At 46.4% G+C, this 15,330-nt stretch carries 12 protein-coding genes; 4 read left to right on the top strand and 8 right to left on the bottom strand.

Annotated features, from left to right (window positions below):
- The first annotated feature begins 63 nt into the window (after nucleotides 1-63).
- Nucleotides 64-393, top strand: a complete 330-nt coding sequence (locus G395_RS0111310; RefSeq protein ID WP_026630140.1) for a hypothetical protein — start codon at nucleotides 64-66, stop codon at nucleotides 391-393.
- 115 nt (nucleotides 394-508) lie between these two features.
- Nucleotides 509-1,687, top strand: a complete 1,179-nt coding sequence (locus G395_RS0111315) for an AGE family epimerase/isomerase (protein WP_026630141.1) — start codon at nucleotides 509-511, stop codon at nucleotides 1,685-1,687.
- Between the two features lie 7 nt (nucleotides 1,688-1,694).
- Here G395_RS0111315 and G395_RS0111320 read toward each other — a convergent pair whose 3' ends face one another.
- The 3 genes from G395_RS0111320 to G395_RS0111330 are packed head-to-tail and all read right to left on the bottom strand — an operon-like array spanning nucleotide 1,695 to nucleotide 7,727.
- Nucleotides 1,695-3,866, bottom strand: coding sequence for a c-type cytochrome domain-containing protein (locus G395_RS0111320; protein ID WP_026630142.1), 2,172 nt, complete (start codon nucleotides 3,864-3,866; stop codon nucleotides 1,695-1,697).
- Nucleotides 3,867-3,911: 45 nt separating this feature from the next.
- Nucleotides 3,912-5,366, bottom strand: a complete 1,455-nt coding sequence (locus G395_RS0111325) for a DUF1501 domain-containing protein (protein ID WP_026630143.1) — start codon at nucleotides 5,364-5,366, stop codon at nucleotides 3,912-3,914.
- A 39-nt stretch (nucleotides 5,367-5,405) separates the two neighbouring features.
- Nucleotides 5,406-7,727 (bottom strand): PSD1 and planctomycete cytochrome C domain-containing protein, encoded by a 2,322-nt coding sequence (locus tag G395_RS0111330; RefSeq protein ID WP_035361107.1) that lies wholly within the window; start codon nucleotides 7,725-7,727, stop codon nucleotides 5,406-5,408.
- A 278-nt stretch (nucleotides 7,728-8,005) separates the two neighbouring features.
- Here G395_RS0111330 and G395_RS0111335 point away from each other — a divergent pair, with 278 nt between their 5' ends.
- Nucleotides 8,006-8,605 carry a class I SAM-dependent methyltransferase gene (locus G395_RS0111335; RefSeq protein WP_026630145.1) on the top strand — a complete coding sequence of 200 codons (600 nt, stop codon included), beginning with the start codon at nucleotides 8,006-8,008 and terminating at the stop codon, nucleotides 8,603-8,605.
- A gap of 3 nt (nucleotides 8,606-8,608) precedes the next feature.
- Nucleotides 8,609-9,505: a ribokinase gene (gene rbsK, locus G395_RS0111340; protein ID WP_026630146.1), complete on the top strand. Its 897-nt coding sequence runs from the start codon at nucleotides 8,609-8,611 to the stop codon at nucleotides 9,503-9,505.
- Here the strand turns inward: rbsK and G395_RS0111345 are convergent.
- The 5 genes from G395_RS0111345 to G395_RS0111365 form a co-directional block, all read right to left on the bottom strand.
- Nucleotides 9,502-10,734, bottom strand: a complete 1,233-nt coding sequence (locus tag G395_RS0111345; RefSeq protein WP_035361111.1) for a multidrug effflux MFS transporter — start codon at nucleotides 10,732-10,734, stop codon at nucleotides 9,502-9,504. The two genes, rbsK and G395_RS0111345, sit on opposite strands and share 4 nt — an antisense overlap.
- Nucleotides 10,735-10,910: 176 nt before the next feature.
- The gene (locus G395_RS0111350; RefSeq protein ID WP_157486679.1) at nucleotides 10,911-11,222 is read right to left on the bottom strand and encodes a hypothetical protein; all 312 of its coding nucleotides are present in this window, start codon (nucleotides 11,220-11,222) and stop codon (nucleotides 10,911-10,913) included.
- 157 nt (nucleotides 11,223-11,379) lie between these two features.
- Nucleotides 11,380-11,646 (bottom strand): nucleotidyltransferase family protein, encoded by a 267-nt coding sequence (locus tag G395_RS0111355; RefSeq protein ID WP_229204139.1) that lies wholly within the window; start codon nucleotides 11,644-11,646, stop codon nucleotides 11,380-11,382.
- 140 nt (nucleotides 11,647-11,786) lie between these two features.
- The gene (locus G395_RS0111360; RefSeq protein ID WP_026630150.1) at nucleotides 11,787-14,015 is read right to left on the bottom strand and encodes a sodium-translocating pyrophosphatase; all 2,229 of its coding nucleotides are present in this window, start codon (nucleotides 14,013-14,015) and stop codon (nucleotides 11,787-11,789) included.
- Nucleotides 14,016-14,171: 156 nt separating this feature from the next.
- Nucleotides 14,172-15,326 (bottom strand): DUF2062 domain-containing protein, encoded by a 1,155-nt coding sequence (locus tag G395_RS0111365; protein ID WP_026630151.1) that lies wholly within the window; start codon nucleotides 15,324-15,326, stop codon nucleotides 14,172-14,174.
- Nucleotides 15,327-15,330 lie beyond the last annotated feature (4 nt).

Genomic DNA, 15,330 nt, shown 5'->3' on the forward strand with positions numbered 1-15,330 from the left:
ATATTTGAACCGTAGAACTAGAAAAACCTCGCTAACAACCAGCAAACCAATAAATTTTGAGCTATGAATCCATATGACGATGATGACGATGAATTGTTTGACGACGATTTGCCAGGAAATTATCCCGCGGAAGAAGACATTTTTCGTCAGGGCCTGATTGATCCGGATATTGATCCTGAGGACATTTCAAAAGTAAAGAGTGAGATCGAACTGGAATCGGATGACTGGAATGAAAAATCCTTCGACGATGATCTGACTGGCGACGACCTGGACGTTCCGGGATCAGAGGACGATGACGAGGACGAAATGATCGGCAGAGAAGACGAAGAAAACAACTATTACAGCCTCGGCGGAGACAATCACGATAACCTGGAAGAAAACCAGGGCGACTAGTCTCTTCAAACATATTCATAAAACCGGACAACTTCCTTGCCCGGTTTTTTTATGTCCGGATTCGCCATAAGTATGATTAGTAGGCCCCATACTTTTGCTAAAAACAAATTGGAACATGGCCGAATTTACTCCCGAAGCTTTCAAGAAAGAACTGATCAGCATCCTTACTTACTGGGAAAAACACGGCCCTGACCTAGAAAAAGGCGGATTTTATGGTCGGGTGAATTATGAAAACCAGCCTGTTAAAGATGCTGATCGCTCGGTTGTATTGACAGGCCGTATTTTATGGACTTACTCACTCGCGCACCGGCTGTTTAAAGAAGCCAAATATCTGACATTGGCCGACCGCGCTTACCAGCAACTGGTAAAGTATTTTTTTGATCATGAGCATGGTGGCGTGTATTGGTCTGTAAGAGCGGACGGATCGCCTTTGGAAACCAAAAAGCAGATCTACGGCAATGCATTTGCCATGTACGGGCTCAGCGAATATTTCCGCGTTACACATTTTCAACCTGCATTAGATAAGGCAAAAGAACTATTTAATGTCATTGAAAAACACGCATTTGACCCGGTTAATGGCGGCTACCGCGAAGCATTTGACCGCGACTGGTCCAGCACAGACGATTACATTCTGAGCAAAAGTCCGTGGATCAAAAGTATGAACACGCATTTGCACCTGGTGGAGGCTTATGCCAATTTATACAGCGTGTGGCCGGACCCGAAATTGAAAAAACAAACCGCTAACATGCTGGAAGCGATCATTACCAGGATCGTGAACCCGAAAACGCACAGTATGGAGCTGTTTTTTGACGAAAAATGGAAATCGAAAGACCACATTGTTTCCTATGGGCACGACATTGAAGCTTCCTGGCTTTTATTTGAAACTGCGGAGATCCTGCACGATGAGCGCCTGATTGCCAAACTCAAAAAAGTGGCAATAGCGATGGCCGATTCTGCGAGTAAGGGACTGGCAGCGGATGGTGCCCTGAATTATGAATTTGATCCTGAAACAAAACATTTGCAAACGGATCGCTCCTGGTGGGTTTTGGCGGAACAAATGGTCGGATTTTACAATGCTTACCAGCTGACCAAAGACGAACAATATAAAGTTAAGGCTGAACGCAGCTGGGATTACATTGTAGGCAAGTTCGTAGATCACGAAAAGGGTGAATGGCACGGCACCGTAAAGGCCGACGGCACGCCCGTAAAAGGCGACAAGGTCAACTTCTGGAAATGTCCGTATCACAATGCGCGCGCATGTGCGGAAATGTTAAGACGCGTCTCTACAAGCTAGAAATCAGTTAATTAAGGAACATTTCATCCACCAGCAGCAGTGCTTTATTGCCTTTGCTTCTGTGCCAGTCGGGAATCTTGTTTAATGGTTTCGCTATGATTTTCACGTAAGAAAGGCTCTGTGGCTTGAATGTTCCTTCCACGGTTTGTAAACTGGGCCTATCCCCTTTTTTTGGCATCTTCGCCTTGAACCTCGTCAGTAAGTTCAGAGTTTGCGCATTATCACCACCCCATATTTCAATCGATTCGGGGGGGAAAATTCCCGTGTCCTCTTCTACCATATAATGCACGCCGAGAGACGATAACAGGACTGGCTTTTTAAATTCTGAAATGAATGCCATGTCATTGTCCTTCACACCCGCCCAGTTGTTGGCCCAGGCAGGATTGTTTGCTCCGATAACACCCAGCTTATGATCAAAAAACGTCTTCGCTCCCTCTGCCTGGTGAACACGGTTCAGCGGCGCTAACAAGTTGACGCTGTCTGGCTTATAGGCACTTTTGAAAAACTCAAAAATAGCCAGATCGCTTCCATACCAGCCATCTTTATATGCTTTGGCTTTAATAGTCCCGCTTTTGGTAACCAGCATTTTATCAAACAACGGCGACTTGACGCTGTCCGGCTCCGAGCCATCGGTCGTGTAACGAATGTCTACATTCTTGATCGTGTGCCTGAGCTCCAGATCAAGCGATTTTGCAAAAATCGTGGAGCTGTTTTTCACCTGTGGCGGGTTGAGTTTCAAAGGACTTTTGCCATCGTCTTTGAACCCGCCGATGATGTCAATGTTCTTATTCGCCTTTTGTAGGTTTTGCACGTCCGCAGCAGTCAGCTTCGTGTCCCAGACTGCAACTGTTTTTAGTGGTTTAAGATTCGGCAATAATGCTTTCAGATCATTGAAATCGACTTTTGTACCGGACAATGTTAGGTTTTCCAGCTGTTTCAATGATGATAATGTCTTTAAACCGTTAGCCGTAATATCTGTAAAGTTCAGGTCGAGCCGGCGCAGGTTTTCAAATTGCGTAATACTCTTTAAATCCGCATCTTTTACAGGCATTTTATTGAGGTTCAATGATATAACTTGCTGTTTGATCTCGCTCAGTTCTTCCAGTTGCTTCACATCATATGTTGCGCTGTTGTAAATGTTGACGGCCAGCGCGGGGGATTCCCGGGCAAGCGGCAAAATGGTGCGGTAATCTGTATTCAGTTTCGCAATAGTTTCTTCATCAGCAGCATCAAATTGGTAGGCTATCTCCTGTTCAACGGGCTTCAAGTAGGCAGCGGAAAATATCCTTAGTGAATCGTTTGCAGGCAATTCGGTGAGCTTTTTCGTAAAATCCGCATTCTTTTTAACCCAAAGTGTGAGCAAAGAAATCTCCTGCAATGTCAGTTGCGCCTTGCCTGTCGGAGGCATATGCTTTTTGTCATCCAGGGGCAAATGCACGCGTTTCAGCAGCAAGCTCACCTCTGGATTTCCTGCCACAAACAATTTTCCGGATTTACCGCCTTTCAGCAAAGATTCAGCATCCGTCATATTCAGCTTGCCTTTCAGCTTGTCCGGATTATGGCAGCTGGTGCATTTTTGTTCTAATATCGGCTGGATCACATGGGTAAACACAACGGCATGCTCCAAAGGAACCGCCGCCATGGTTTTCTGACTGTCGATCGGTTCCCATATGAAGTTGCTGCCATGCGTTAATGCAGCACCATAATGTCCCGTCAACACTAATACTGCGACCGTCAGAAAAGCGCCCGCCCTGGCAATAGACGCCTTATACCAGGTTGTATTTCGTACAAAATAAATGAGTGATGCGAAAAAGAAAATGCCCGCGCCGGTCCATTTGTGGTAATCAAGAATATCGCCGGAGTAACCTTCCTCCTGCGACAAAAAAAGCCCCATCACCACCGTTACAGCAGCGAAAAGCGAGCCTACCAGCAGCATATTTTGCAGAAAATTTTTGTAAAAAAGATTGGTCGCATACTCAGGCCGGAACCGGAAAAATTCCAGCAACATAGCAATGAGCAAGATCACAATCGGGAAATGCAGGATCAGCGGATGCATGCGCCCGACCGTTTGTAACCACGCCGGAATGACCAGTTTGTCTTCGAAGATCAGTAAAAATAGGATGACAATATTAGAGGCAACTAATAACTGTTCTGCAAAAACCCTGAATCTTAAATGCATTAAAATTTAGCCGATAAATTGATCAATCGTTTACTGCCAGATATTTTAGCTGATAATGTCTTTCACCACTTTACCGGAAACATCCGTGAGCCGGTATCTTCTTCCCAAATGTTTGAAGATCAACTTTTCGTGGTTCAGGCCCAGCTGATGCAGGATAGTTGCCTGGAAATCATGCACATGCACGGGATCTTTGGCAATGTTGTAGCCCAGTTCATCCGTTTCTCCATACACCATTCCCGGCTTAATGCCACCGCCAGCCATCCATATCGTGAAACATCTAGGATGATGGTCGCGGCCGTAGTTATCAGCCGTTAGTTTTCCCTGCGTGTAACTGGTCCGGCCAAATTCTCCGCCCCAGATCACGAGTGTTTCATCCAGTAACCCACGCTGTTTCAGGTCTGTAACCAATGCTGCCGATGCCTGATCTACGTCCATGGCCTGTTTGGTAATCTCAAAAGGCAGGTTACCATGCTGGTCCCAGCCCTGGTGATAAAGTTGCACAAAGCGTACGCCATTTTCGGATAGTTTCCTTGCGAGCAGACAGTTGGCCGCATAAGTGCCCGGAACCAGACATTCCGGTCCGTATAATTTGATAATGTCGTCCGATTCTTTGGACAAATCCATCACCTCCGGCACGGCAGTCTGCATGCGGTAAGCCATTTCATACTGCTTGATTTTGGCCGTAATTTCAGGATCGCCAAACTCCTGGTATGAAAGTTCATTCAGTTGCGAAAGATTGTCGAGCATATCCCGGCGATCGTGCCGGTCCATTCCTTCCGGGTCACGGAGATACAGAACCGGGTCCTCGCCCTTACTGAACTGCACGCCCTGGTGCACCGAATCCAGGAAGCCATTGGACCATAATTTAGAATAAACCCCTTGTCCGTTCCCAACGCCACGCGAAAGCAGAACCGTGAAGTTGGGCAGATTTTTGTTCTCATTACCAAGCCCATAACTCAGCCAGGAACCCATACTGGGCCGGTTTCCCTGCTGCGAGCCCGTTTGCAGGAATGTTAAGGCAGGATCGTGGTTAATCGCCTCGGTATACATGGATTTCACAAAACAGAGATCATCCACGATCTTGGCCGTATAAGGCATCAGATCACTCACCCAAGCACGCGACTCGCCATATTGTTTGAAGTCCACAAAGGACCCGACCAGCGGAAACGACGCTTGGTTGGCTGTCATGCCGGTCAACCGCTGCGTGCCGCGAACCGATGGCGGAATTTCCTTGCCGAGCATTTCGCGCAGTTTTGGCTTATAATCAAACAGTTCCTGTTGCGAAGGAGCGCCGTTTTGGAACATATAAATCACCCGTTTTGCTTTCGGTGCAAAATGCGGAATGCCGGGCGCCAAACCGTCTTCCTCAAATCCTCCGCCTTTCAACAGATCGGGCATGAGCAAAGAGCCTAATGCCACGCCGCCGATCCCGAGGCTCATGGAAGACAAAAAACGTCTCCTGTTGAAGTTGATCCCGTGTTCTAATATTTCCTTTTCCATATTATTTCAAACTTTGGCTTTCAGCTTTTGCTGTCGGCTTCAAGATTTTGTTATGGTTTCTTCCAGATTATAAATGGTTGAAATGACGCGCATTAATGCTGCCTGCGCCTTTTTATCCACCTTTTTGGTCAGCGGGTACTCTCCTACCGTTACCATTTTCTCCGCCTTTTCAGGCTTAATGGATTGCAACTGTTTGTCATAATACGCGCTTAGCACGTCCAGTTCCTTATCACTCGGCTTGCGGCAAACGATCAGCCGGAATGCTTTTATGATCTTCTCTTTTGCCTCACTTTTTTCCTGCAACAGCTTGGTCGCCAGCACACGCGACGCTTCCAGCACAGCCGGATCGTTCATCATCACTAGCGCCTGCAATGGTGTGTTTGTTTTGAGCCTTTTCACCTCGCACAAGTCGCGGTTACTCGCATCAAAAATGCTCATGGTCGGCGGCGGGACCGTCCTTTTGATTAATGTATACATCCCCCGCCGATACAATGCACCGCCATGATCCTGATTATAAACGGATAGCAACCCACGTCCTGACGTTGCGCCTTCCCAGAGCCCGGCGGGCTGATACGGTTTCACGCTGGGTCCGCCAATGGTTTTGTTGAGCAGGCCGCTGCTGGCAAGCACGAGATCTTTGATAAATTCCGCATGTATGCGGTAACGCGGCCCGCGAGCGAGGAGAATGTTGTCCGGGTCCGTCGCGAGCTTATCTTTCGTCACAACAGCGGATTGCTTGTAAGTCGCAGACGTAACCATTTGTTTTACAAGCCGTTTAATGTCCCAACCGTGGTCCATAAAATCAGTCGCGAGCCAGTCCAGCAATGCAGGATGGGAAGGAAGCTCGCCTTGCATGCCGAAATCTCCGGACGTTTTGACAATTCCTTTTCCAAAGAATTCCTGCCAGAGAATGTTCACGTAGACCCGCGAAGTCAAAGGATTTTTTTTATCGAAAAGCCATTTGGAAAGCCCTAACCTGTTTTTGGGATAACTTTTATCAAATGGCAAAATCGAAGTGGGCGTCGCGGGCTGCACTTCATCACCCGGCGCATCGTAAACGCCACGTTCCAAAATATGCGTCTTCCGCAATGTGTCCAGATCACCCATTACCGAGACGATCAACCGGTTCGTGTCAGGCTTGTTAATGAATGTCAGAATGTTCTTTACGTCGTCATTACTGATCTCCATCAAGGGCTTTTTCGCATAAGTTTCCGGCCCGCCGATCACGGACTCTATCCCTACTTCTTTCACATTATTGAAGAACGCGAACATCTGGTAATATTCCTTTTGGGAAAAAGGATCGTATTTATGGTCATGGCAATGGGCACATTCCAGCGTAACGCCGAGTAACCCCTTACCAAACAGGTCATTACGGTCCGTTACATACATGATTCGATATTCTTCGGGGATCACGCCGCCTTCTTCGGTGATTTTATGGTTTCGGTTAAAACCTGTCGCCAGTAATTGTTCCTTTGAACTGTTTGGCAACAAATCTCCTGCTAACTGCCATGTTACGAAGTCGTTGTAATGCATGTTTTTGTTAAATGCATGAATCACCCAATCGCGCCATGGCCACTGTGTGCGGTAACCGTCATCCTGGTAACCGTGCGAGTCCGCGTAACGCGCCAGGTCCAGCCAGTGAATGGCCATTTTCTCGCCATATGCAGGGCTTTTCAAGAGCTGGTCGACCATTTTTTCATAGGCGTTTGCACTATTGTCGGCCATGAACTCGTCCATCATTTTCAATGTCGGCGGCAATCCGGTAATGTCCAGGCTGAGGCGTTTTAGCAGTCGCTCTTTATCGGCTTCTTCGTTGGGTTTCACCCCTTTTTGTTCCTGTTTTTGTAAAATAAAATAGTCGATCTCATTTTTAGGCCAATCCTTATCGTCGACTTCCGGCAACGCAGGTTTTTTCGGCGCCACAAAAGCCCAGTGCTTTTCATACTTTGCGCCTTGCCTGATCCATTTTTCGATCAGGTCAACTTCGCGTTGTGTTAATTTGAGATTGGAGCCTGTGGGAGGCATGCGAAGTGCCGTGTCGGCGGTGGTAATGCGCAGATAGACCTGTGAAAGTTCGGGCTTACCAGCGACCAATGCGTGCGCTTTTGGATTTTCCTGCAAAGCTTTAAACGCATCTTCGGCCACATCGAGCCGTAATCCGGCCTCGCGCTTGTTGGCATCGGGACCATGGCAGGCGAGGCATTTGTCAGACAGGATAGGCCGGATATCAAAGTTATAGCTGACTTCCTTTGGAATATCTTCTTCAACAGCCTGGTTATCTGACGATTTGTTGCAGGACTGGAAACAAAGCGCCGATCCAGCCAGCAGCATGGGCAAAATCAATCTTCCTCTAAAAATCATAACTGTGGGTTCAGGAAAAAACGCGCAATTTTTTATTTAATATAATCAATTAACTAAAAAAATACACATTTATTGATACAATAATGCCAATTCAAATATCTTAACTGTCCTGCTCTGTACTGTTTTGTTACGGATATCCATTGGGTTCGGCTTAGAAGTTTGCTATACGCTCAATCCAGAAAGCTTTTCCTTTGTTGTGCTCCATGTTTTGATGAAATCAGTTGTCCCTGTCTGAATTTTTTATTCTAGGTTTGTAATAACTACATACTCAACATTCCATGGGATTAAGAACTTTCATTCGGGAGAATTTTATTGCGGATATCAAGCCGTATAAGCCAAAAAATTTTCGGAAGCCTGAGAAAATGCTGGAAATTGTTTCGGCGTGGAAAGGGCTTGAAATGATCGTAGAGGACATTATCGATCAATTTGACTTAAAGCGGGACCGCTGCATTGAATTTGGTGTGGAGTTTGGATATTCCACGGTGGTTTTTTCCAATTATTTTAAAAGCGTCACCGGCGTGGACACTTTTGAGGGGGATGTTCATACAGTCAATAAAAATGAGCATTTTGAAGAAACCAGCAAGCGGCTTGCTGGCTATGCGAACATTCAACTCGTAAAATCAGATTACAAAGATTGGATCGCTACTGATAATCAACATTATAACCTGGCCCACGTTGACATTGTCCATAAGTACGCAGAAACATTTGAATGTGGCCTCTGGGCGGCACAACATAGCGATTGCACGATTTTTCACGACACGGAAAGTTTCCCCGAGGTGCGGAGGGCTGTGAAGGATCTGGCCAAAAAAACGGGTCACAAACTCTATAACTATCCGCAGCATTACGGATTAGGGATTTTAGTTGCCAGAAAACGTTGAGGAATGGGAAATAAGGTGCTCGTGATCGGAAGCTCCAATACGGACATGGTTGTGCGAACGGTTGAATTTCCAAAACCCGGTGAAACCGTTCTCGGTGGAACATTTATGATGAATGCCGGGGGAAAAGGTGCTAATCAGGCCGTTGCAGCTGCGCGGCTGGGTGATGACGTTCGCTTTGTGGCTAAAATCGGTCGGGATATTTTTGGGGAAGAGGCAAAAAAAGGTTTTCTGAAAGAAGGCCTTGACATTCAATATCTGCTTGAAACCGCTGATTATGCTTCCGGCGTCGCGCTTATTACCGTCAATGCAAATGGTGAAAACGAGATTGTCGTGGCATCCGGCGCGAATATGGATCTGCGCCCGACAGACCTTCCTGATGAGATTTTCAATGATGTCGCCTTTGTGTTGATCCAGCTGGAAATTCCTTTGGACACTGTTGCATACATTATTAATAGGTGTCTGCGTTCCAACATTAAAGTTATCCTCAACCCCGCTCCTGCGGTGGCGTTAAGCAAACAACTGCTCGAAGGTATTTTTCTGATCACGCCCAATGAAACGGAAACCGGGATCCTGACCGGCATTTATCCAGATAATGAAGTCTCCATGCACCAAGCTGCCAACTTCTTTCACCGAGCTGGCATTGAGCATGTTATCATTACGCTGGGCAGTGCAGGAGTTTATTTATCCAATCAACGATTTGCTGAAATTATACCTTCCAAAAAAGTGAACGCGCTGGACTCGACGGCTGCCGGGGATGTTTTTAACGGGGCCCTACTCACCGCACTTGCTTCCGGCAAAGACTGGCCGGATGCTTGCCGTTTTGCCTGCGATGCGGCTGCCATATCCGTAACCCGCGCCGGTGCGCAAAATTCTGCGCCGTATAGCAGTGAGCTCGATTAAAGCAAAACCGAAACATCGTCTTCCACTTCTTTTCTGCTTACCTGATGTTTTACAACCGCATTACCGGCGTGTAAAATAACGAGCCCACCCAAAGAACAGGCCGCCATCATACCGACCATTGGCAAGGCTGTATTGTTGTGCAGAATACTCACAATAGCAGAAATTATTGCCCCGGCACCCATTCTCCAGCTCCCCATCAACGCCGAAGCGCTGCCCGTATGTTTGCGGAATGGCGCAAGTGACAATGCGGAACTGTTCGGCCCGGTCAGGCCCTGTCCGGTAAGAAAAACGAACATCATCCCGATCAGCGAATACAGGCTAAACCAGTTGTTATAAACACCTGCTATAAGGAAAATGCCTACAATACTTTGGTAAAACAAAGTGACCTTTATGATCTGCTCGCTCTTGAATTTTTTAAGCAAAATGTGGTTCAATTGTGTGGAACCGATCATCGCAGCGGCAAGAAACGCAAAAATCCAACCGTATTGTTGCTCGGAAACGTTGTAAATGTTCATGAAGACATCCGAAGAACCGGCGATATAAGCAAATGGAGCCGCTGTTGCCAAACCGCCTGCTAATGTGTAGATCAGGAACTGCGGCTGTCTGATAACCGTCACGAAACCGTTCATAACCGCCTTAGGACGCAGTGAAACCGTAGTATCAGCCGGCCTGCCCGTTGGAAGAAAGAAATATATGGCACCTATAATCAAGGAAACTATTCCGGCCAGAATGATGAATATCCACTGCCATGCAATGGAAGCAGTCACATAACCGCCTATCGTAGGGGCTATCATGGGTGAAACGGCAATAACGAGGGTAATCAGGGAGAAAACTTCGGCGCGTTTTTCAGATGGAAAAAGGTCACTGACAAGCGCTTGCGAAGCCACCAGACCCACACATCCGCCCATGGCCTGAAAGAAACGCATCACAATCAATGAATCCACAGAAGATGTAAGGGCACAACCGAAAGATGCAACCACGTACAAGGCTAACCCGGCATACAATGGTTTTTTTCTACCAAAACGATCCAGCAGTGGACCATACAATATTTGCCCAAGACAGATCCCGATCAGATAGCTCGTCAGGGACAACTGCACCTGATCGATTGTAGTCCCCAGATCCGACGCAATGCGCGGAAAACCAGGAAGATACATATCAATGGAGAAAGGGCTGACTGTGGCCAGGAAGCCAAGGATGAGAATAATGAAAAAATACTGCTTGCGACTCATGAATTTCTGAAAACTTATTAATTATGAACGGGTGTTTCACGCAATTAAGTTCCTGTTTATCAATAAGTACAATATTTTCATCATTGATCAATATCTAAAAGTATGTTCTTTGTAAAATACAAATGCCCATCAAAACGGGAATGTTCTGATGGGCATGCAAATCAACGGGAGTTCCGTTAGTTATCTACTTTTTCTTTAATGTCTTCTTTGGCCTCTTTGGCTTCCCTTTTGGTTGCTTTGTAAGCTTTTTTGCTTCCTTTTTCAACCTTGTCAGCGCCTCTTTCTACACCATCACCTACTGCCTCTGCGCCTTCTTTGGTTTTTTCACCAACCACCTTAGCGTCTTTTTTAATCTCTTTACCAGCTTTTTTGCCAGCAGCTTTCGTATTATCGACAGCCTTTTCCGTTTTTGTTCTCGAGTCGTCCTGTTGTGCAAATGCTGCCGTCGACAATCCGATCATTGCAGCTAAAACAAATACTTTTTTCATGATCATTCTTTTTGATGAGATAAATCGCCCCGCACCAACCGCCTTATCAGCAATCCAGGCAAAAGCAAAATAACTCAACAAAAATCGTTCCGGGGGGAGTTAATTCCTTATTGATTCGCATTCCAGTAAAACATGGCGTCAATATTCAATGTATGTCTTAGACATATTCAACCTCATTAAGAATATGAGGGCCTATAAACGGGCTCAGCCCTTTCAAGGAAACAACGTCAACTTTCTCCTCTTGGAACATTGATTCCAAAAAGTCGCACGCAGCAATAAAATTGAGATAGGTCTCCATATCATTATCAAAATCTATCAAGATGTCTATATCGCTGTCCTCATTTCTTTTATTTCTACGTGCTGAACCAAACAAGCCGATCTTATTAATACCCAATTTATTTAACTGGGGTTTTGAAGACTTCAAGCGCTGCTGTATTATCGATTTACTCAATATTAGTTCATGATCGAAGTTATTAATTATCAAAAGATGCAATTTTATTAACTAAAAACAAAAAAAACCGCCCGACAAACTGATGCCGGGCGGTTTTAAATAATAATAAGCGCTTATTTCACAATCTTCTTCAATGGATAAACCGCAACAATCGCCTCACTGTCAACAGTTGAAACCTGAGCCGATTTAACCTGAATTTCTTTTGGTTTTAAACTACCTTCCAGATCGTCCTTATCCACAGCAATGTGCGGGGCGATTACCAGGGAGACGATGGACATTAGCTTAATCAGGATGTTCATGGATGGGCCCGATGTGTCTTTGAATGGGTCCCCTACTGTATCTCCCGTCACGGCTGCCTTGTGCGGCTCTGACTTTTTGTAAAAGGTTTCACCATTGATGACAGCACCTTTTTCGAAGGATTTTTTCGCGTTATCCCAGGCGCCACCGGCATTGTTCTGGAAAATTCCCATTAACACACCCGACACCGTCACACCCGCCAATGTTCCGCCCAACACCTCCGGCCCGAAAAGAAAACCGACCAGGACGGGAACGATAAGTGCGATCAAGCCCGGCGCAACCATTTCACGGATAGAAGCCTGCGTAGAAATAGCCACACATTTGTCATATTCCGGTTTGGCGGTGCCTTCCATAATGCCAGGGATTTCGCGGAACTGTCTGCGCACTTCTTCAACCATTTTCATGGCAGCACGACCCACGGCAGCAATGGCCAGCGATGAGAAAATGAACGGGATCATGGCCCCTACAAACAAGCCTGCCAGGACATTGGCTTTATAAATATCAATAGAACTAATGCCCGCTACACCGCAGAAAGCAGCAAAAAGCGCCAGCGAAGTAAGTGCAGCGGAAGCGATGGCAAAACCTTTTCCGGAAGCAGCAGTTGTGTTACCAACCGCATCCAAAATGTCCGTACGACCACGAACTTCTTCCGGCAAATGTGCCATTTCGGCGATTCCACCTGCATTGTCCGCGATTGGCCCAAAAGCGTCGATAGCCAATTGCATGGCTGTGGTGGCCATCATTCCGGCTGCGGCAATCGCAACACCGTACAAGCCTGCAAATTCATAACTGATAAAAATACCGGCTGCCAGCACCAATGTAGGAATAACCGTAGATTCCATACCCACAGAAAGTCCGCCGATAATGTTCGTAGCGTGACCTGTCGAAGATTGATTTACAATGGATTGAACAGGTCTTTTGCCCATAGCCGTGTAGTATTCCGTCACCATAGACATGATTGCGCCTACAATGGATCCCAGCAAAATTGCCCAGAAAACGTCCAGCGCGGTGAAATCGACGCCGCGAATGGTTAATGTTCCTTCGGGCAGCATCCACAATGTGAGTGGATAGCTGGCGATCAGAACAAGAATGATTGAGGCCCAGTTACCCAAATTCAAAGCGGCCTGCACATTTCCCTGGTCATTTTTAACACGAACGAGCAGCATGCCGATGATGGAAGCGATAAGGCCCATTCCGGCAATAACCATAGGAAGCAAAATCGGGGCTATGCCGCCAAAATTATCCGTTCCCTCGGCAATGATCTCACGGCCAAGAACCATTGTTGCTAAAATTGTTGCCACATATGACCCGAACAAGTCCGCTCCCATACCGGCTACGTCGCCCACATTATCACCTACGTTATCTGCAATAGTTGCAGGATTTCTAGGATCATCTTCCGGAATTCCGGCTTCCACTTTTCCTACAAGGTCGGCGCCAACATCAGCAGCTTTTGTATAAATACCGCCTCCTACGCGCGCAAAAAGTGCGATAGACTCCGCGCCAAGCGAAAATCCGGCAAGCACTTCAAGCACTTTTTCCATGCCCAGACCATTGACGTCCGTACTGTCACCGACAAAAAAATGATATAAAATGATGAACAGTCCGCCCAAACCAATTACGGCGAGGCTCGCCACCCCGATGCCCATTACAGAACCGCCGGTGAACGACACTTCCAATGCTTTAGTGAGGCTTGTGCGTGCCGCCTGCGTGGTGCGGACGTTGGATTTTGTTGCAATATTCATCCCGATGTAGCCCGCAAATGCTGAAATGAACGCACCAATCAGGAATGAAATACCAATGAAGGCACTGGAATTTTCAACCAATGTGCCCGAGTAACCGAGTAGAATACTAACAATGATACCAAATACTATGAGTACACGCCATTCGGCTTTCAGGAAGGCAAGGGCACCATCTGCGATTGCGTCCGCGATCTCTTTCATCTCAGGACTTCCACCATCCTGCCGGACGACCCAGCCTCTTTTGAAGAACATAACCAGCAAGCCAACAAGGCCTAAAGCCGGCACTAAATAGGTAATGTTACTCATGCGATAAACAAATTAGGTTATAGGTTTTAAAATCTCGTAAATATAGAGAATGGGACCTCATAACAAAATGCGAAACCGCTAATTTTTGATCAATTCGTATAGATTTTATAAAAATTTGTAGAATTTAGTAATTGGGGAAGCGCCGGGCCAGCGCCGTTACTTGCGAAAAATAGCCAGTAAAAGATAAGTTATCAGGAAGCCTGCCAGTCCGGCTGCAACTGCGAGCAATGTGCCGCCTATAAAATATTGTACGAAATTTACATGGATCGAGCTGAGCGTAAGATTCTCAAATGAAGTGAGTTGTACACCGTTCTGATAAAACAGGCCGCCGAATTTGTAGCTCCCAAAAATGATAAACGGAATAAAAGGCGGGATGCTAATGTTAGCGGCAGTAAGAAAAAGGACCTTGTTCATCTTGAAATAAATCGACAAGGGAATGCCAATAAGCAACTGAAAGCCCCAAACCGGAACAATGCCCATAAAAAATCCGAAAGCAATGGATTTTGCCTTGCTTAAATTGGACTCATCCGATTTTACAGCCTCGTCCCTGATAATCTTCCAAAGGCCTTTCTTATTAATTTGTCGGATCAGTCTTTTGGGCAAATAATAAAGTAAAGTGAGGATGACCAGGAATGTATTCAGGATGCTGATCCGGGTAAAATCCTTGATCGGGCGGAAGTGCGTGACACGCTCGTCTTTGTCATAAATCACATGTATTTTCACCGGGACGATCGGGACATTGCGCCAGGCCAGCCTTACCAGCACTTCAATTTCCGTTTCAAACTTCATAGTAAAAAGCCTGATCTTCCCGATTTCCCGCAAAGGATAAAGGCGAAAGCCAGTCTGCGTATCAGGAAGTGAAATGCCTGTTTCAAACTTGAACCAAAAATTGGAAAATTTATTTCCAAAAGAACTTTTGCCCGGCACGCCTTCCTGCTCCATGTCCCTCGAACCCATAATCACAGCGCCAGGATTTTGTTTTGCTGCTTCCAGAAACAACGGAATATCAGATGCAAGGTGCTGACCGTCGGAATCGATGCTGATCGCGTTGTCGTAATGCTGTCTTAATGCTTCTGCAAACCCGGCGCGAAGTGCGTAGCCCTTTCCGCGGTTGATGCCGTTGTCCAGAATAGTTAGTTGATCGCCATATTGAGCCAGCAAAGCGGCTGTTCCGTCCGTAGAACCGTCGTTGATAACAATGATATCCCGGTTTTGAGAATAAGGAAGAAGGGAGTCAATGACACGGCCCAGTGTGTTGATATTGTTGTAAGTAGGAACAATGATGCAGCAATTAAGGTCCTGTAAGGTCATTATG

The organism is Dyadobacter alkalitolerans DSM 23607 (genome assembly GCF_000428845.1).
Classification (GTDB): domain Bacteria; phylum Bacteroidota; class Bacteroidia; order Cytophagales; family Spirosomataceae; genus Dyadobacter; species Dyadobacter alkalitolerans.